This window comes from Termitidicoccus mucosus, assembly GCF_038725785.1.
Classification (GTDB): Bacteria; Verrucomicrobiota; Verrucomicrobiia; order Opitutales; family Opitutaceae; genus Termitidicoccus; species Termitidicoccus mucosus.
The window spans coordinates 7,013,591-7,032,375 of record NZ_CP109796.1; the positions used below are offsets into that span (position 1 = coordinate 7,013,591).

11 protein-coding genes are annotated in these 18,785 nt (G+C 57.9%); 9 read left to right on the forward strand and 2 right to left on the reverse strand.

What is annotated here, in order from left to right; translation table 11 throughout:
• The first annotated feature begins 253 nt into the window (after positions 1 to 253).
• The 9 genes from OH491_RS24605 to OH491_RS24645 all read left to right on the forward strand — a co-directional run bounded on the left by OH491_RS24605 (position 254) and on the right by OH491_RS24645 (position 16,050).
• Positions 254 to 2,716 (forward strand): hypothetical protein, encoded by a 2,463-nt coding sequence (locus OH491_RS24605; protein WP_068768586.1) that lies wholly within the window; start codon positions 254 to 256, stop codon positions 2,714 to 2,716.
• Positions 2,709 to 3,530 carry a LamG-like jellyroll fold domain-containing protein gene (locus OH491_RS24610; protein ID WP_068768585.1) on the forward strand — a complete coding sequence of 274 codons (822 nt, stop codon included), beginning with the start codon at positions 2,709 to 2,711 and terminating at the stop codon, positions 3,528 to 3,530. Before OH491_RS24605 ends, OH491_RS24610 begins: the two co-directional genes overlap by 8 nt.
• A 34-nt stretch (positions 3,531 to 3,564) precedes the next feature.
• A complete protein-coding gene (locus OH491_RS24615; protein WP_084441796.1) occupies positions 3,565 to 4,383 on the forward strand; it encodes a LamG domain-containing protein in 819 nt (272 codons plus the stop codon).
• 17 nt (positions 4,384 to 4,400) lie between these two features.
• Positions 4,401 to 5,816, forward strand: coding sequence for an O-antigen ligase family protein (locus tag OH491_RS24620; RefSeq protein WP_084441795.1), 1,416 nt, complete (start codon positions 4,401 to 4,403; stop codon positions 5,814 to 5,816).
• Positions 5,809 to 6,789 (forward strand): hypothetical protein, encoded by a 981-nt coding sequence (locus tag OH491_RS24625; protein WP_068768582.1) that lies wholly within the window; start codon positions 5,809 to 5,811, stop codon positions 6,787 to 6,789. Before OH491_RS24620 ends, OH491_RS24625 begins: the two co-directional genes overlap by 8 nt.
• Positions 6,790 to 6,855: 66 nt before the next feature.
• Positions 6,856 to 7,536 (forward strand): DUF1573 domain-containing protein, encoded by a 681-nt coding sequence (locus OH491_RS24630; protein ID WP_068768581.1) that lies wholly within the window; start codon positions 6,856 to 6,858, stop codon positions 7,534 to 7,536.
• A gap of 86 nt (positions 7,537 to 7,622) precedes the next feature.
• Complete coding sequence (locus OH491_RS24635) at positions 7,623 to 8,513, forward strand: hypothetical protein (RefSeq protein ID WP_145928501.1); 891 nt, start codon at positions 7,623 to 7,625, stop codon at positions 8,511 to 8,513.
• Between the two features lie 95 nt (positions 8,514 to 8,608).
• Positions 8,609 to 15,706, forward strand: coding sequence for an RHS repeat-associated core domain-containing protein (locus tag OH491_RS24640; protein WP_068768579.1), 7,098 nt, complete (start codon positions 8,609 to 8,611; stop codon positions 15,704 to 15,706).
• Positions 15,703 to 16,050: a DUF2019 domain-containing protein gene (locus OH491_RS24645; protein ID WP_068768578.1), complete on the forward strand. Its 348-nt coding sequence runs from the start codon at positions 15,703 to 15,705 to the stop codon at positions 16,048 to 16,050. Before OH491_RS24640 ends, OH491_RS24645 begins: the two co-directional genes overlap by 4 nt.
• 171 nt (positions 16,051 to 16,221) lie before the next feature.
• Here OH491_RS24645 and OH491_RS24650 read toward each other — a convergent pair whose 3' ends face one another.
• Both OH491_RS24650 and OH491_RS24655 read right to left on the reverse strand, forming a co-directional pair.
• Complete coding sequence (locus OH491_RS24650) at positions 16,222 to 16,554, reverse strand: energy transducer TonB family protein (RefSeq protein WP_068768577.1); 333 nt, start codon at positions 16,552 to 16,554, stop codon at positions 16,222 to 16,224.
• The gene (locus tag OH491_RS24655; RefSeq protein WP_334318983.1) at positions 16,545 to 17,918 is read right to left on the reverse strand and encodes a TonB family protein; all 1,374 of its coding nucleotides are present in this window, start codon (positions 17,916 to 17,918) and stop codon (positions 16,545 to 16,547) included. Before OH491_RS24655 ends, OH491_RS24650 begins: the two co-directional genes overlap by 10 nt.
• Between the last annotated feature and the right edge of the window lie 867 nt (positions 17,919 to 18,785).

The window sequence follows — 18,785 nt, forward strand, 5'->3', positions numbered from 1 at the left end:
AATAATAGTATGAATAGATAAAATAAATTAATTAGATAGTCGTCGTAAAATTATCCATCGCCTTGGCAGGGTGATCTCGGCCCTTGCCGCCCCGGTTTAGCCAAAATTGGCGAGCAACATTCAAATTTGGGCTTGCCGTCGGAAAGAGGCTGTATTTTAAAAAAAATGTAATCCGATGTCGCATAAAAATTAAAGATACCAGATACTCATTTCAGAAATGAGAGCCCAAGCATCTGATGTTTGCCTAGTTGCCATGCCCAAGATAATTTTGCTGTTATTCGTTGCCATCGTCCCTGTTGGGCTATGGGCATCCGCCGGGCATGAGGTTCCATCGGTCGCCTTTGAGGGGCACGGGGTGGATGTGACACATTACCTGACGATAGGCCCGTTCGAGCTTTCCGGGAATGACAATGCAGGCAAACTGGACTATTTGAGGGGAATCGGGCTTCACGAAAAAATCCAGACATCCGCGCTGTTCAATGAATCACTGGGCAAAGTCGACGCGGAGGCGTCCCGGGACGGCGGTTATTTCAGGACCATCCGGCAGGGGGCAGTGGACATCAATTATGCATATGGCAGGGGTGAAAGTCGGCTTAAAAAAGGGGAGATGGCATATGTCGTGTTCAATATCGTGTCAGAAAAAGAGACCACCGCATGGATGCTAGTGGATAGCAATGGCCCATCCCAGGTGCTTTTGAACGGGGCTCCGATTTTCCATGCAAAAAAAGGTGAGGTGAGAATATTCATGTGCAGCGATGCCATAAAAATTCCACTGCGAAAAGGCAGCAATCTGGTTCTTGCAAAGGTGGTCCGGAATGGAGCGCCTTGGGTTTTCAGCGCCCACATCACTTCGTCCGCAGAGAATGCGACGGAGACGGCAATCGCGAGGCAGGCGCCTCACGAAAAGTTTTTATTGGAGAAAAACATCCATTTGTCCGCCGGGAACGGCATTCTTTTGGCCCCCAAGGGTGCGCCTTCCTCCGTGGACATCAGCGGGATCGTGGAGTCTGCCGGGGGAATCAAGGCGGGGGTGATCGAGGGCAGGAGGGTGCGTTGGAATGATGGCTCCGTTGCCGATGGCTTATATAGCGTCGTTTTGGACATGGACGGAAAGAGATATTATGAACGATTTCTGGTGGGTGATCCAATCAAGGCCGCAACGGAAGCCCTGAAACGCATCAAGTCATTGGACCTCCCGGACGGGCAGAAAGCTCATTTCGAGATATTGTCCCGGAGGCTGTATTCACTGGGGCGAGAATATATAACATGGGCGAAGAAAATAGAAACAATGCCGAACGCGCCCGAAGAGAACAGGTCCTGGGAGCGGGGATTTTTGCAAGCGCTCTGGGAAACCGAGGAGGCCATGTCCAAATTTCAAAAAGGAGAAGAGCCCTTCGCCCATGCGACAGGCCTGCACTGGCGCGGGTTCACATCCGCCATTGACGGCTCATTGCAGGCCTACAGGATATTCGTTCCAAGCAGCTATGGCGACCAGGGGCAGGGAAGGCTCCCGTTGTGCGCTATTTTGCCGACATTGACCTCCATCTCAAGATCCTTCCTTGATAGCAAGCCCAGTCATGATCATGATCTGGCCAGCAGGCTGGCGGCGCTGGCAGAGAAGCACCAAATCATATTGTTATGGCCGGGCTACCACAATCAGCCGGCCGGGATGCCCATGGAAAGCGCCCATCTTGGCGAGGTGCTTGACGCCGTGGGCAACGACTATCAATTCGACGGGGACAGAATCTGCTTGCTGGGAATGTGTTCGGCGGCGGCCTTTGCCTTTGACGCCGACACGGACTGGCCGGGACGGTTCGCGGGCATTGCGCTTCTGAATCCTGTGTTCAGGATTAATAAAACGATGTCCGAGGAGGTCGATGGGCATTTTAAGCCCAGAAAAGAATACAAGGAGTGGAAGAAGATTCATTCAGTATCAAGTTACTTGGAGAGCAAAAACACGCCTGTTTTTATGATAAACGACGGGGGCGAGGCCGGGCACGGCCAGCTGGAGGAATCGCTCCGGTTCATGTCGAATGCCGCGAGGGTGTTCGCGCCCGTGAAGCTGGAAATTCGCCCGCGAACCCAATTCAAGCAAATTGGCAGCTGGGATGAACTGATCCAATGGGCGTCATTGCAAAAGGCCAAGGCATCCGCCACAAGGCATGAGCGTGTCCGCAAGGACAGCATCCAGGATGCCCTGACCGAGAAGTTCACGATAATAATGGGGACTGCGGGTTCGGAGCGCGAAAACAAAGCCAATGCCGAAATCGCGGCTAGGTTGCAGAAAACATGGAGGGAATTGCATTACTCCGAATGCGGAATCGCGCGGGATGCCGACATGGCCGCCCCCGAGTCGCTTCGCGACCAGAATATTGTATTGATCGGCGGCCCGGAATCAAACGCGGTGTGGAAATTGCTCTCTTCCAGAATGGACGTTCAGCTGTCGGAGGACGGCATCGCATTTGACGGCAAACATTGGGAGGGGAACAATTTGTCCATACAGGCAGTGGTTCGGAACCCGCTGAACAATGAGCGCCGGATAGTATTAATGGGAGGCCCCCACCTGGCGTCTGATTCGTTCGGAACGTTTGCGCTTTCCAAGGACGGCTGGTTCAAGTATGCCATTTGGAAACCCCTGAACGGCAAGGCAAGCCTGCATGATGCGGGCATGGATTTCACCTCAATCACGGATAAAAACAATTCAAACCATGAGTAGACACAAATACTATCCATATCTGTTGTTCCTTGCGTGCGGCATTGGAACGATGTCCGGCCAAGTGGCTCGATACAATTTCGATACCATATATGAAACAAGCAGAGGGGCGTGGGTCCCCAACATGGCGCGAGCAGAAGCGGACAAGGCGGAGACGGATGCGCTGGACCTGCTCATGTTTGATACGAATGACGGGCATAAAAACTTGGTGAAGGCGAAAGGGGTGGGTGGAAAAGGGTTCGCGCTTGACCTCTCGTGCAACCTGCCGGGGGTGGAAAATGCCGCCAAGGCCCGGCGAACGTTGGCGACAAAAGAGAAGACCAGGGAGCAAAACTGTCTTACGCTCACGGGTTGGATCAAAAGCAGTGCGCCGATCAAGCCGGAAACCGTCCTGTTCGGGGGTTATCAGGGATCGATGAACAGCAACCTGTCCAGCGGATTCTGGCTCACCGCAGATGACGCTTCCAATCTGCATGTCAGCATACTTGGGGGTGACATGGCGGTGCGCTCGGAAATCAATGACGAAAGAATTTCGAGGCAGGGCGAGTGGATTTTTTATGCGGTCTCATGGAGCGGCGAAACGGGAGTCTTTCAATGGTATCTCGGCGGTGAATCCACCAAGGCGGCACCCATTGCCGCCCAGGAGATTCCGGAGTCCATCGGCGTGAAGATTGCATTCAGGACCCTCCACATTGGAGCAAGCGTGGCCAACCATGCCGCATACTGCGGAGTTTTGGATGACATTCGACTATACGCGGAAACACTGACACCGGAACAGATTGAAGAGGTGCGCAGGTCCCAGCTTCAAGGCAAATAAAAACAGCCAAGTCAAAATCTACAAATAACATAATATGAAATCACGAGGCTCCTGCATACATGTATTTATTCTGGCCATTGCCCTGCCGGTTATCATGCCATCCACGCATGGCCAGGCCATTCGTTATACATTTGAGTCCCAATACGAGGTGGAAAGAAGTTGGTGGACCCGTAATAGCGGGACCGCAGGAACAACCATGCTGGATATCAATAGTTTTGATTTGAGAATGCACACGCCGGGCCGGAAAGACCGGGACCTGGCGAAAGCGGTGGGAGTTGGAGGGAGGGGGCTTGCGCTCGATTTTACCTGCAATGTCTCCGCAACGGAGCCTCCTGCCATTGCAATCCAAAGCAAGTCGGCGCTGGATGCGCCCATAACTGCGCTGACGCTTACGGGATGGATAAAGAACCCCGCCCCCATGTTGAAGAACACCACGCTGCTTCGAAGTCATACCGCCGCCAAGAACGGTGGGTATTGGCTCAGGATCACGGGCGAAAACAGCCTCGCCTTGGTACTTGGCGTGGGGGGGAACAACGTAACAACCCCCATTGATTCCGACAGGCTTGCGGTAATTGATAAATGGATATTTTTTGCCGTGGCGTGGGACAGCCAAACTGGATTGGTCAGGTGGTATTTGGGTGACGAGGACGGCAATATTATTGAGCATGTTCCGGTCAGGGCCTTGGGCACAACCGGGCGCACACTAATGTCGGTGCCGGAAATTACACTTGGCCGCGGGAATTTTACGAGACCGGGTTTTGGGGGGCTTATGGATGATATCCGGATATACGACAGCGCGCTCAATGACGTTGGGATAGCAAAAATCTGCAAGGAAGCGCTGGCAGACGACTAGCGGCGGAACGTTTCGCCATGTCTCCAACGTATTTTTTCAATGGCAACTTGCGCTGGGGTCTTTTTTGGGAGAATCCCAATTGCGCGGCAGCCTTTCTGGCGTGCGCGCTCGGATGGATATGGTGGCTGGAGTTTTTTGTGCAAGGCAAAGTCACAGGCCGCGCCAGAACCGGCATTGGCATTGCCTTGCTCCTGGTCGAATTGACGGCTTGGTTTCTGCTGGCAAAAACCTATTCAAGGGGAGGCTTGGTTGCCGCCGTTTCAACCCTGCTGTTTTTCTTTGTGTTGCATGGATCAACGGGCATGGGACTGACACGCATCGTCCGGCACATTGCGTTTCGGCTTACGGCCATCACGATACTCTGTCTGTCAGCGGGCTTTGCGGGCCGCATGTCACCCGGCTATATCGCCCGGGATGATTCCGTCTTGAACAGGATGGAACTGTGGCAAGGCGCGCTGGCAATGGTCGGCGATTCTCCATTCCGGGGCTGGGGCAATGGATTTAGCGGCATGGCGTATTCAAACTGGTATCAACCGCTGGATGCGACCGCGCGCCCCACGGGCATGGTGAACAGCTATCTGGAGGTAGCCGTGGAGCACGGAATCCACACTCTGTTTATCATAATCCTCTGCCTGTTCGTTTTATTCTCCATTGTTGCCGGGCGGCGGGACAAAAACTGGATCAAGGCTGCGGGAGCTTGTCTGGCGGCTTGGTGCGTGTCCAATATTTGGAGCAGCCAGTGGAAGGAATGCACCCTTTGGATTCTCCCGGGTATTTCAATATTATGCATTTTGGCGGCGGGATGGCGCATGCGGGAATCAATGGGCAAAATGGCCGTCATTTCCTTGGGCGGTTCGCTGTTGGTGACCGCCCTCCTGCTTGGATTGGGCCGCGTTCTGGCAAACAAGAGGGCTTTTCGCGCCGTGCCGCTTTCTCAGTCCGATATTGTCGCCGTTTCCACGCGCAGCGCACGGATGCAGGCCGGCCCGCCCGGGTGCGAACTCTGGATCGACGGGGCCGTTTTTGGCAATTATTGGGGCAAAACACTCCGCTCCATTTTCCGTGACGCGCCCGTGGAAAATTTGATCGTTTACGCGCCATGGACGGGCAGGGAAAAGCGCATGGGCGATTCTCCTCGAATTTCCATATATTCGGGGTTTCAGGCGGAATTGATCGGCGACAAAAAAATTTCCGTCCGAAAAACAGTGATCCTGCATCCCATGTCGTATCCTCCCGATTCCGGGATGGAGGCAATCAAATATCCGTCGGCGACCGTGTGTCTCCCCCAAATTGATGCTTCCTCATATGGCCTGCCTTGGCGTCATTGGGCGACCGAGACCGGCGCGAGTCTGGTTTACTCACCCCAAGGCGGGGTCATGGTTCAACCCGATGCCGATCCGAAATACTGGCTTTCCCTGTTCTACGATGAATAAACCCGGCATCCTGCTGTTCGTCTGCGCATGGTGCTGCGTTTCGCTTTGCGCCAGCGCAAGACCGCCGTTGATGGAAATCATGGAAAATCTCGGCAATATCGGCACGGATGGGCATCCGAATCTGTCATTTGATATTGTCGATACCTCCGAGGTTTCGGATCTCGCCCGCCTGGGCTTCGCATTCAAGCTGGTGCATCGGGTGGCCGCGAGCCATGGCCGGTCGGCCAGAACCGAGTGGCAAATCCCCTGCTTGCGAACCACCGTGCATCTGGATGGCAAAGGGGATTTGATATGGATTGCACCAAGCGGGAGAATCGTGCGTTTTCGGAAATTTGAGGATGGATTTGCCAAGGGTAACGACGGCTCGGAGGCGAAGGCATCCGGGGAAAACGAAATCGAAATCACCACGTCGTCGCAGGCCAGGTGGAAATATCGGGACGGTTTTATCGAAACGATATCGGACTGGAAAGGGATTTATGTTTTTACGACAGACCGCGAGTCGATCCTGTCAATTGTCCGGAAGGGGCACGACCGTGATGATCCCGTCCTTGAGGTGTTATATACGGACAAGGGATTGTTGTCCGGGGTGAGATTGTCTGGCGGAAAAACCAGCCGGTTTCGCTGGTCGCCAGATCATCGGCTGCTGGGCGTCGAAGGCCCTTCCGGGGAATTGAATTTTGAATATGAGAACGCGTTGCTGGCCAGTTGGCGGCTTGCAGATGGCCCGCTCAACACGCTGAAGTGGAAATGGCTCGAATCCATGCGACTGGTCGCATTTCAAAAACCTCCGGTGCTTTTGGCGGAAGATTCTTTTTATAATTACGAGTGGAACCGGCGCGATGGCATCGACATCCTTGTCATCCGCAGGAAAACAGGCTCTTTTTTAAGCGAGACCCGGTTTGGCCCGGCGGGCATGGAACAACGAACCCCCTATGGAACCACAAGGTTTTCCTTCCCAAGGAGAAAAAATTGAGCATACTAACCTGCCGAGCTGCAAAACACTTACCCTGAAATCCCAATTTGTAAAATCTCAACAGCCATGAAAAATACCATTTTGCTGGTTCTAGCGTTAATTGCCGCCAATGCTGCGCATGCCGGCTTGGAGTGGAAACACAAGGAACTCTCCATCGAGGTGTCGTCGCGGCAAAGCGAGGTGGAGGTGTCGTTCCCCTTCAAGGTGACAGGGACGGTGCCGGTCGGAATCATATCAATGGACACCTCATGTTCGTGCATGACGCCCTCGCATATCGTTGGAGAGCACAAGCCCGGTGCCGAGGGCGTCTTGAAGGTGCGCTATGCGGTCGGAAACAACAAAGGCACGTCCATGGAAAAAATCACCGTGCATTCAACCGACCCCGACGCCCCGAAAACCGAACTTAGGCTGATAGTTTATGCGACCCTCACCTATCGGATCGAACCCAAGTATGCGTTTTGGACACCGGGAGCGCCCGCCGAGGCGAAGGATCTGTATTTTCTGGATGTGGCGACCAAAGGGCTGAAACCGTTGACGGTCTACTCGACCAGCACGAATTTTTCCGCCTCCATCATCCCCCAGGACACGGCGCACCGGTATGTCATCCGCATCCAGCCGGTTTCAACCGAAAAGCCCGAGGGTGCCCATATATACGTGGATGTTGACATGGGCGGCGGGCAGGTCGAGAAAACCAAGATATTGGTGGCCGTCAAAGACCCGAACGAGAAAACAGTAAAAGTGCGGTAGCAAAGTGCCTTTTCGATTCTGCTTGACCCTGCAACGCCAAGTCTAACCAAATGACAATGTAATTTGTGCGAGACGCCTCTTTCCCCATGAAAACAAAGAAATTACATGCGATATCGTTTCTGATTGTGTTGGGAGTCCTTACGGTCCACGGAAGCGGTGACCCTGACCCCGTGCCGCTGAGCACAGGGTTCGAATCAGGGGAAGGATATGCAGCCGGTGACATTGACGGACAGCAGGGCTGGACAAGCACAGGCACGCACGCACGGGTTGTCAGTTCGCCCTCTGCGCCGGGATCGCAGGCGCTTGAGCTTGCGGGAGACGGAGACTCATGGGTGGCGCACCCGATTGGCATCCATTCCACCCCGGTGACCTGTGTCAGCCTCCTCATTGAGCCGGTTGCCGGCGCGAGCATGGCGCAGGGCACGCGTCTCGATATAGGCGGCGCTGGCATCGGCTTTGTGCGCGAGGGAGAGGGAGCGGTTGTGTGCGCATCCGTGCCAGGCAATGACGATGAACCGCAATGGCTGCCCGTCGGTCAGGCAATCCCGGTAAACGCGAACAACAGCCTCGGCTGGATGCATGTCGGGGTCCGTATTGACCGCGACGCATCGCTATGGGATCTGCGCTTGGACGGTTCGGTGGTGGCATCCGGCCTGCCCCTTGTATGCGGCAATGTGGAAAATGCGCTCTTGATGATGTGCGCAGGAAGCAATGGCCCGGTGCTGGTGGATGATGTGATCGTGGGGCCGGAAAGCCCTGAAAGTTCGGCCAATGACGCGCCCAACGTTTCCGGGCAGGCAATTTCTGCCGATGCGTCTCCTGCCGGGCAGGCGGGAGGCAATGCCACCTCGGATGGCGGGAACGCGAGTTCCACGAATGTTCCATCGACCGCGACAAGCGCTCCCTCCGGCAACGGAAATGGACAGACTTCGCCGAACGCAGGCCAGTTCATGCTGTTTTCCCCCTGCGCGGGCTGATCTAGCATGCGCGCATGCGTAGAAAAAGGCCCTTTTTGCGATCCGCTGTAAAAAAAGTATTCGCGCCAATTCCAGCACCAAGAAACGCACCCCATATGATTTTTAAAATTTTATCCCGCCTGCGTCCCTCCTCATTGATCTGCGCCGTGACGGCGGGCGGCCTCATGGCGATTTCCGCCTTCGGAACGGAGCCGGAGATTGACCCTGACAGTGTGCCGATGGCCGGAGCCTCGCAAGGCCGGGAGTTTCCGCATAGCGTGGGCATTTATGTGTGGGCGGAGGCGCTGTCCGCCGGGGCCGGGACGGTGAGTCTGGATGCCCTGTCCGAGATTGTCCTGAAATTGCAGGAGGATGAAACCCGGCAGACGAACCTGACGCTGTCCGGGACGGCGACGGCGGCGGAGCAATGGGTGCCAACCTCGTCGCCGGTTTACCTGCCCGTCAGCACGGAGCAGGAGATTTCCTATCATGACATCGAGACATCCAATCTCGACAAATTCCGCATCCATGTCTCGGCCCCTTCGGAATACGCGGTATATTTTTATAACGAGCAAACGCACTATTATCAGGAGACAGCGGCCTTTGAGGCCGACAACGGCACCGCTCAGGTGCTTTTCATGGTGAAGTTGAAGGGGGAGCGCGGGTTGCCCGCAGGCAAGGCGCTGGATATCCAGCCGGGCGAGTCCTCATTGCGCATCGGCCTTGGCTTTTTGCCAAACGGCCAGTCGGCGGGATACCTGGACTTCAGCCCCACGGAAAAACTGGGCGTCCGTGATGTCATGGGGTCCATCCTCATGGACGGCACGGCGCAAGGCGGGCTGGCCCGGGGTGATTTCAAACTGGACCTGCCGGGGCGGATTTCGGCCCCGTTTTACTGCTTTCCAACCAGCGGGGACGTGAAGCTGGTCTTTGAGGAGTTCACTTCAATAGACGGACAGGAAAACCGGCGGTTGAAACAGGTGCTCACCCCGCAGGCGCTGGTGGACATCGTGCGCGAGAATGACGGCACGCAATACACGGTGAATTTTTATGACCCCGCCACGGTCTCGGCCAGCGGCGATGAATATGTGGCCAGCGGGGACCCGTTCGTGCATTACGTCTTCGCCACAAGCTGGCAGGATGAGGACCAAGCGTGGAATTGGAACACCAGCATCACGCGCACCGAGGACGGTTTGGTGCAGGAGGCGTCGTTCAGCCAGGATTCCAGCTACAAGAGTTTCAGCCAAGTGTTCGTAGTCGATGAATCCTGCTACGATTACCCTGTTGAGGTATGCGAGACTTATGTGATCGACATGACAGAGACGGTGATCGTAGTTACCACCGAATGCGAAACGGTTTGGGACGAGGTGCCCCACCAAATCTGCTATGGGCCGCTGACAGATGCGGACACAGGGGAAGTGGCTCAGGAGGGGTATTGTGAAGAATACATAGACTACGTGCCCCGGCAAGAATGCACCTTACACACCGAGGTATATACCTTTCCCTACTTCGAGGAAGAAACGGTTTGCGACACGTCGTGGGAGACGCATTGCGTTCCAATATATGGCACTGAGACGTATTCGATACCGCTTCCTCGCAGGACCGTCTTTGTGCAGGGTTTCAACGGGGCGCGCACGGAATACAGGGCGTCCAGTTACGAGGAACTGGCCGAGACGAATTTCAATGGCGATTCCTATCAAATGGCCCGCACCGCCTCCTCCACGCGACTGGTCGGGCGATACGGGGCGGCAAGAAGCAACTCCGCCCCCGCCTATATTTCCACGAAGGAAGTGGCCTTTCAATTCACGGGCAGCGTCAGCTCGCCCTCGGGTTTCCTGCCTAACTTGCAGTCCGGAAATTACGGACACCGGACGGACCGCCGTTATTATGACATCGACCTTGCCACGGGTGACATGTATCCGGGCCGCTTGTTCTGGGAGGAGAATCCTGATCGTTCCTGGACGATGTTTGAATATTATCCGGATCAAGCGAAAAGAGGCTTGATCAGACGGGTCATCAAGCCGCATGGCGACACTGCGCGCCCCGGCGAGTTGCCCGACGACAATGCCGCCGGTTACGTCGGCTATCAGGTGAAAACCATCGATTACGCCGCCGATTGGGACGGCGCGGTGCACCTGCCCTCGGTCGAGGAGAACTGGGTCAATGGCATCCGCCTTTCCAGAACGGAGCACACGCACGAGGCGGCGGGCACCGTCAACGGCCAGCCGATGTGGCAGACCACGACCGAGACATGGGCGGAAACATCTCCGACCCAAAAGCTCGTCAGCGTCAGCAAGGTTTACCAAGGCAAAAATATTGATCCGCTGTGGCGCGGCTTGCCGTATTCCGTGCAGGCCGCCGACGGCACAAAAACCGTCTTCGCCTACGATCGCGGCACGGTGGATGGGGAAGGTAATTTCACCGTCCTGTCCACCGGCGCGGCGTTCCGCGCCATCAGCGTGACCGGCCTCGCGCCAGCCTCCGGCGGCTCCACTGCGCTTGATGGCACGTCGCAGACCATCGACGCCGTGGGCTTGGAAAACGGCCTGTCGCTGCGCATGGAAACCATCCGTGACGCGCGCGGGCTGGTGGTGCGCGTGAACAAGGCTGTCTACAACAATGGCGCATGGGCGCCCATCGAGTGGGAAAAACGCTCCCACGATGTCGCGGGCAACCTGCTGCATGTCGAAAGCAGCAACGGCACCGCGATGGATTACGAATACACCGACATCAACGGAGGCGGCACCAATTACGCTTCCATCTCTTTCGCCAATGACGGCACGCATACCGGGCGTCTGCAATACAGCCGCGACGCCAGCGGCATCATCACCAAATACACCTATGGGAATTTTGGCCGGATCTCGGAGACGCTGCAACTGGCCATTCCCGCCGCTCCCGGTGCGCCGCAAAGCGGCATCGCCGCGTTGCGCACGGCCTACACCTACGATGCGGACGGACGCGTGACCGGCAAGGTGACCGGCCCGGCCAACGGCGAGCAGTTGGTCTCCACTTACACGTATAATTTTGCCGGGCAATTGGCCTCGAAAACCGAGCAAGGGCTGACCACGACCTATGCCTACAACTCGTCCGGTGGCAAAATCCTCTCCATGACGGAAACGCGCGGCGACGGTTCAACCGTGACCGTGGAAAACAACCGCGACGGCACCCCGAAATCGAAGACCGGCACGGCCATCGTCCCCGAATATTATACTTACGCCGTTGATGGCACGCGCATGCTAATCACCACCCGTTACGGCTCCGCGTCCAGCCCGCGCTGGAACAAGCAATGGAAAGACGGCCTTGGCCGGGTGACCAAGGAGCAAAAATCCACCTCCGCCGGTGCCGACTATACGGTGGAATACACCTATAACAACAAGGGCCAGCTTGCCTCCACCCAGCCCGCCGGACTGGCAGCCACCACTTATGAGTATGATTCCTTCGGACGCCTGCGAGACACTTACACGGGCAGCCGCCACGAATCCGTCATCACCGATTACCGCCAGCGAACCAATGACACCGCGTGGTGGCGCTACGAGGAGACGCGCGCGCATCCCGACGGGAACACCATCGTGCCCACCAAGAAAACGTGGACGCGCCTCACCGGGCACTCATCCGTCGCGCTCCCGTCCGCGCCCGCCCTGACGCTCGCCGGCTCAGTGCTCGGCGAGGTTATCACCCAGGACTCGGCGGGCAACGAATCGCGCGGTCTCGTCCTCGTGCATCGCGACTCGGCGCGCCGTTTCAGCGTTTCCGTCAACCCGCTCGCCTCCTGCGCCGCCGTCGAGCTTTCCCTTGGCGGTCTCCCGGTCAAGGCGGTCAGTTCCGCCGGTGTGACGAGCGAGACCAGATACGACAGCCTGCACCGTCCGATTAAACAGATTGACCGAACCAGTCCTGACGGCGCGACGCCGCAGCATTTCACCTACGTGCCCGGCTCCACCCGGCCCTACGAGACCTTCAACGACTTGGGGCATCTCGTCTCGCGCAAATCCTACGATTCCGCCGGGCGGGTGGTTTCCGTGGCCAAGCCCATTGTCGCCTACACGGCGGCGGGCGCGCCCGCCGCCTATAATGCGGCCAGCGTCACTTACACTCATTATCATTATAATATCCGGGGACAGCTTACCCATACATGGGGCGACGCCACCTACCCGGTGAAAAATGAATACAACGCGTATGGCGACCTGATCAAACAGCACACCTACCGCAGCTTCGTCGGCGTGGGGGCCGCAACCGGGTCGCCGGGCGGCGATCCCGAAAACTGGCCCGGCGCGGCCACCGCCGACACCACCGAATTTACCCGCAATTTGCAGGACGGCTCGCTGGCCGGGCGCACCGACGCCAAAAATAAAACCACCGGGTATACCTATAATATTCGCGGGCAGATCGCTACAATCACCTCACCCCGCAGCATCACCACGACGCACACCTACGACACCAGCACCGGCGAATTGCTGACGGTTTCGCACAGCGACGGCACGCCGGGCACCGCCCATACTTACGATAATCTGGGCCGCGTGGCCACGGTGCAGGACGCCTCCGGCTACCGCACCTTCACCTATCGTCCCGGCGACTTGCGCCTGGCCTCCGAAAAATTGGGCTATAATGGCACGCCCACCGCCGCCAGCGTGTATGGCTCCGACCTTGTGCTTGAGCAGGCGTATGGCGTGATGAACGGTGCCGCGTCGGTCAATCTCGGCGTGGAGTTGAAGTCCGGCCTGACCACGCATTACAGCTACCATTTCAGCGCGGATGCGGCCACCGGGCGGCTGGCCTCGCTGACCACCGACGCCGGCACCCACACCGTGGCGTATCAGGACAACTCCGATCTCGTGCAGGCCGTGGCCAACGGCTCCTGGGGGCAGGCCCGCACGTTTGAGGCCCACCGCAACCTCGTCGCCAGCATGAATACTGTGGCCGGGCTGGACGACGTGGCACGGCAGACCTACCAGCACGACGCCTTGGGGCGTCGCTATCAGGTTGCGCAGGCCGGCCTTGTTTACCAACCCTATCTGAACGCAGCCAATACCGGCGAGGAGCTTGTCACCGAGTATGCCTACGACGCCCGCTCGCAGTTGACCGCCTCGCGCGCCCGCACAGGCAATCCCGCCGACATGACCGGTGCCGCGAACGTGCCGGGCCGCTCCTTTGCCTACACATATGACACGATGGGCAACCGCGTGACGGAAACCCTCAACGGCACGACCCACAATTACGGAACCAACGAGTTGAATCAATACACCGGACGCGCGACGGCGGCAATCGTGCCGGTGTCGGGCATGGCCCCGGAGGATGCCACGGTGACAATCAACAGTTCCACGCTGGCGGCGAACGAGTTTTTGCAACGGTATTTTTACCGGGACATCGGGAAGTCGCCCATCGCGCCCGCCACCGTCGCCACGGGCGGGTTGCAAAGCGTGAACATAGCTGCGTCCGGCACCAGTGGCGGCGGTTGGTCGTATAATAATACCGTTCAGTTCTTCGTGCGTCCGACCGCCGAGAGTTTTTCCTACGACGACGACGGAAACCTGACTTCGGACGGGTTGTGGGATTACGCCTACGACGCCAAAAACCAGTTGGTGCAGGTGGTCTCGAAATACGCCGACCAAACTGGCAACCGGGTGGCGTTGCGCTTTGTATATGATTATCAGGGCCGCCGCGTGGCCAAGCGCGTCTATGATGCGAACCCCGCCGGCGGGGTGATTGACACCGCGCTGCGCTCCGAGCGGCTGTATATATATGACGGCTGGCTGCTCGCCGCCGAGTATGAGGTTGATCCCGGCACACAGGCGCGCACCCTTGTCCGCACCTACACGTGGGGACCGGACCTCGGCGGCGGCGACGGCATCGGCGGCTTGCTGGCGATCAAGGATCACCGCGCCGCGCACGCCGGCGTCTACCAAACCGCCTTCGACGGCAACGGCAACCTCGTGGCCTTGGTGCACCAGCTCACGCACGCGCTGGTCGCCGCCTATGAGTATGACGGCTTCGGCAACCTGCTGCGCTCCAACGGCGAATACGCCGCCGAAAACCCGTTCCGCTTCTCGACAAAATATCAGGACGCGGAGACGGGGCTGCTGTATTACGGCCTGCGCTATTACAGCGCCTCGATGGGGCGGTTCATAAACCAAGACCCCATCGGCGAGGAGGGCGGCATCAACCTTTATGCGATGGCGGGCAACGACCTCATAAACGGCACGGACTACTTGGGGATGGATCCCAATGATTATATCAACAGGATGGATGACTTCTTCAACCAGGATCCGAGCGGATGGTATTCCGGAAATGACATATCCTACGGCGGCAGTTATGGCGGATTTTTGGATTATGGCGGTGGAAGTAGTTGGAACGACTCAGTGTCATTCACTCCAATCTGGAGCAATCCGGATAATTTTGAATATTCATTGATTGGCGATTATACATCCTATCTGACCTCCAGCAATTGGTTGAGCGGCCAATTTATTGTGGATTTTGCCCCGCCGGCAATTACGTATCCACCGTCGGGACTCCCAATGCTTGATGCTGGAACGCAGGCAGGGATCGAGGCCAGAATGTCACAGATTCATGAAGGCGCAAGGCTGGCTGCGAATGAGTGGGCTGTAGAATATGCCAAATACGCCGTGGTCATGGATCTCTTGGGGATGAATCCGACGCAGGTGGGGGTAGGTGCACCGGGATTTTTTGAAGGGCTCATTCCCGTTTGGGGATCGGGGCGTGCTTCAATTGATGACTTTCAGAATGGGAAATGGTTCTGGGGAAGCGTCAATGGAGTCTTGGCTATCACGGACGTCTTTCTTCTTAAAGCCGTAGCAGTTGCAGGCGCCAAGGTGATAGGGAAGGGGGGCGCACTTGCTATTGGCAAATTATTTGGAGGTTCGTCCGCAGAAAATGTAGCGGGCAGAGGGTACTCATCATTCTCCGCGTTCAAGCGAGCCGAGGGCGCGGCAGGGAAAGGGCAGGCTTGGCACCATATAGTAGAACAAACCCCGACTAACGTGAAACAATTTGGAGCCACAGCTATTCACAACACAGAGAACCTCGTGAGACTACCACATGGTCCTGGAACTATACATAGTCAGATCAGCGGGTTTTACTCCTCCAAACAGCCGTTCACTAACGGACTTACGGTCCGGAAGTGGTTGAGTCATCAGACTTTTGATCAGCAGTATACATTCGGACGAAATATTCTTCAACAATTTGGAGGCCCACCATGAACGAGACGATTGAAACCCTGATTAAGGAATACCGAGAGCACGCCGAGGCGCATGGCAGAGCTACGCTCAGCGGTGACTATAAAGCTGCTAACCGGAGCCACGATAAGCTTGTTGCTCTCGTGCCAAAAATCCGAGCGTTAGGTCATTCAGGAGAAGCCGCATTGGTTGTGTTGACCGATGACTCCAGCGATACGGTAGTCTGCTGGGCCGCTACGCACTCTCTTCGTTTCAGTGAATCGCGTGCTCTTGCTGCCCTCGAAAAGCTTTCCAAGAAAACTGGCCCAATAGCGTTTAGCGCAAAGATGGTCGTTCAGCAGTGGGCTAAGGGTGAACTGAAGGTTTGATGCCGCAAAAAGGGGCACCCAATAGCAACGGTTATGCTAAGTTTTTGGCTGGGACCGACCAACGGCGGCCGACCGACGGGGTCAGGCTGGGCTTGCCTTTTGAGGCCGGCGGTTCGCTCCCGCGTTTGCAACGTCCTCAATAACCCGAGCGGCACACGTCGCGCCAGCCATTCACTTCGTTCCTGTCTGATCACCTTTCCGCTCGAAATGGACCGGCACCTGCACCCGGGTGATCGTGGTTTTGCCGTCCGCGCGCGGTGCCTCGAAAAGCCAGTGCGCGACCGTCTGCACGGCGGCGTAGCCAAAGGCGGGGTCGCTCGCGGATTTGATGCGCGGCAGCCGCACCTTGCCATCCTTGTCGATCAAAAACTCGACCGTCGCCATCCCGCTGTCGGTGCCGGGTGGAACCCCGAGCGGAAACACGGGCTTGCGCTGCGAAAGCGCCTTCGGCACGGAATCCAGTTTGCCCGCCCCTGCGATGCGTTCGGACTTTTTTATCTCCATCGAGTAGAGGGCGGTGTCCTCGTAATGGGGGCGAAATTGAATTCGGTTTTCAGCATCCCCGAGGTCGGCTTGCCCTTGAGCGTGGCCGGTTTGAACTCAAAATGTTCCACCGCCGCCTTGCCGCTCTCGCCGAACTCCGGACGCGTCGCCTCAATCACCTTCACCATGACGACCCGGCCTTTCGGGTCGATGAGCATGGAGATAGTCGCGCTGCCGCTGGGGGCCTTGCTGGCATAAAGCGCGTAGGGATAAACCGGGCGAATCACCCCGCGCGGCTCGGGCGGCGTGTCGTAGCGCAGCCCCTCCGGCATTTTCTCCATGCGTCTTTTTGAGACGGACTCGACTTCGACGGCTTCCCGAGCGGGGTCGAAGTTGGGATGAGGTGGCAGGTTGAACGTGATTGGCATCTGCAATTCCATGCGCACCGGCTTTCCATTCTTCGTGGCGGGGTTGAATTTCCATTTGAGCATCGCATTGATCGCGGCCTCCTCAAATCCGGGATTGTTTGAGCGCACCACCACCGGGTTGATGACATCTCCCTTTTCATCCACCACAAACTGCACCACCACCTCGCCGACCAGTCGCGATGTTAACATTGCGCGCGGATAAGCCGGCGGCTCCCGATGCGCAACCGATGGCGGAGTGCCCACCGATGGATGCTGTATCAATGTATCCTCGGCGGTCAGCCAGACCGGCACCACAAGCGAGGACGCGACCGGCTGCCCGCCTTTGCGCGCGGGGGCGAATTTCCACCGCGACAGCGCGGCGTCGATCTCCGCCTTGAACGGCTCCGCATGGGGCGATTCCGGGGCGATTTCATACGACAGCGGCGCGCCCGCCGCGTCCAACGCGAGCGTCAGGTTGATGAACAATTTTTTCTTGGCCTTCCTCAATGCGGTGGATTGCTCTTTGCCAATGAAAACCGGTGTCACCGCCAGCAGCCGGGGCGCAGCGTCCGCCGCCTTGGGCGAGGCGGCTGCGGGGTTGAAGATGACCGCGACCAGAGAGCGCGCCGCGACCGGCTTGCCCCCGGCCTGCGCGGGTTTGCACTGCGGCGCGTCCGAGAGCGATGCCTTGGCCAAGTCATGCACCGGCTGCGCGCCGCAGGCCTTGCGGACCAGATACTTCCCCTCGTCGTCAGTGCGTTGCGCGATGAACGCGTAGGCGTGCTCCGCCCTTTCTTCCATTTCCGCCGGGCACTTTATTTTCCAAGCCTTCTTAAAGACCGGCGGCGTGTCCGCCTCCGTGTCGGAAGGAAACAGCATTGGCCCGGATACGACAATATCCTGCGCCAGCACGTGCGGCAGGACTGCGAGCAGGGCGGACAACAAACACGCGAAATGCGTCAAGCGGCGGGGTTGCATGTCCTCGAACATGGAAATCCCGCAGCTTTCTGTCGAGCAACAAGCAACGAACGTCACCAACCTGTGGCAAGCGCCCGCTCTACCAAGCGGTCGGACTCGATATTACCGAAGCCCAACTCAAAACCGGAGAGAGGTCCCGAGGCCGAGACATGGCGCATACGCCAGTTCACGCTCACGGGCGCTACGCGCACGCTCTGGACGGAACAAATCTGTCCTTCCCGAACCCAAGGGCCGCATGCAAGAACCGATGGACACCTGCATCGGCCTGAACTGCGTGCGCGCCGGCCTCGCGACTGCCCCGAAGGACTACCGCTTCCGCGGTTATGCCGGAGCGGTGGTCAGCGGCAAATCCGCCCGCTGCCCGCGCTCACCGACTGGGACGCGAACTGACCGCCCTGCGCGGCCCGCGCAAACAAGCCTTCGGTCCGTGGCCGACCGACGGGGTCACGTGGCCGACCGACGGGGTCAGGCCTTGCCTTTTGAGGTCGGCGGTTCGCTCGCGCGTTTGCAACGTCCTCAATAAACCCGAGCGGCACACGTCGCGCCAGTTCTCCGCTGCGCTCCGATCTGTCACGCCGTGTGCTTGCTCCTTACGCTCCGTTGTCGCTCCAGTCCGCAACCGTCCATCCCGCCCGGAGCGGGCATCGGGCCCGCCGCGCCGTCCACGGCTGCACTTCACTGCGTTGCGTTGCGCCGAGGCGGCGCCGCCCTGGGGTGACGGGCGGGAACCCTGCTGCGCCCGCTTGCGCTCGCTTTGCTCGCGTCTCGGCCAGCGTCTCGGCCAGCGTCTCGGCTCCCTGCGCCTGCGCTGCGGTCGCCTCGGGCGGGTCCGCGTGGCCCGCCGCTCGCGGTGTCGGAGTGAGAAAT

Coding starts and splice junctions, on each gene's coding strand:
- OH491_RS24605 (WP_068768586.1), top strand. CDS start 254: ATGCCCAAGATAATTTTGCTGTTATTCGTTGCCATCGTCCCTGTTGGG.
- OH491_RS24625 (WP_068768582.1), top strand. CDS start 5,809: ATGAATAAACCCGGCATCCTGCTGTTCGTCTGCGCATGGTGCTGCGTT.
- OH491_RS24645 (WP_068768578.1), top strand. CDS start 15,703: ATGAACGAGACGATTGAAACCCTGATTAAGGAATACCGAGAGCACGCC.
- OH491_RS24650 (WP_068768577.1), bottom strand. CDS start 16,554: ATGGAGATAAAAAAGTCCGAACGCATCGCAGGGGCGGGCAAACTGGAT.
- OH491_RS24635 (WP_145928501.1), top strand. CDS start 7,623: ATGAAAACAAAGAAATTACATGCGATATCGTTTCTGATTGTGTTGGGA.
- OH491_RS24615 (WP_084441796.1), top strand. CDS start 3,565: ATGAAATCACGAGGCTCCTGCATACATGTATTTATTCTGGCCATTGCC.
- OH491_RS24640 (WP_068768579.1), top strand. CDS start 8,609: ATGATTTTTAAAATTTTATCCCGCCTGCGTCCCTCCTCATTGATCTGC.
- OH491_RS24620 (WP_084441795.1), top strand. CDS start 4,401: ATGTCTCCAACGTATTTTTTCAATGGCAACTTGCGCTGGGGTCTTTTT.
- OH491_RS24655 (WP_334318983.1), bottom strand. CDS start 17,918: ATGCAACCCCGCCGCTTGACGCATTTCGCGTGTTTGTTGTCCGCCCTG.
- OH491_RS24610 (WP_068768585.1), top strand. CDS start 2,709: ATGAGTAGACACAAATACTATCCATATCTGTTGTTCCTTGCGTGCGGC.
- OH491_RS24630 (WP_068768581.1), top strand. CDS start 6,856: ATGAAAAATACCATTTTGCTGGTTCTAGCGTTAATTGCCGCCAATGCT.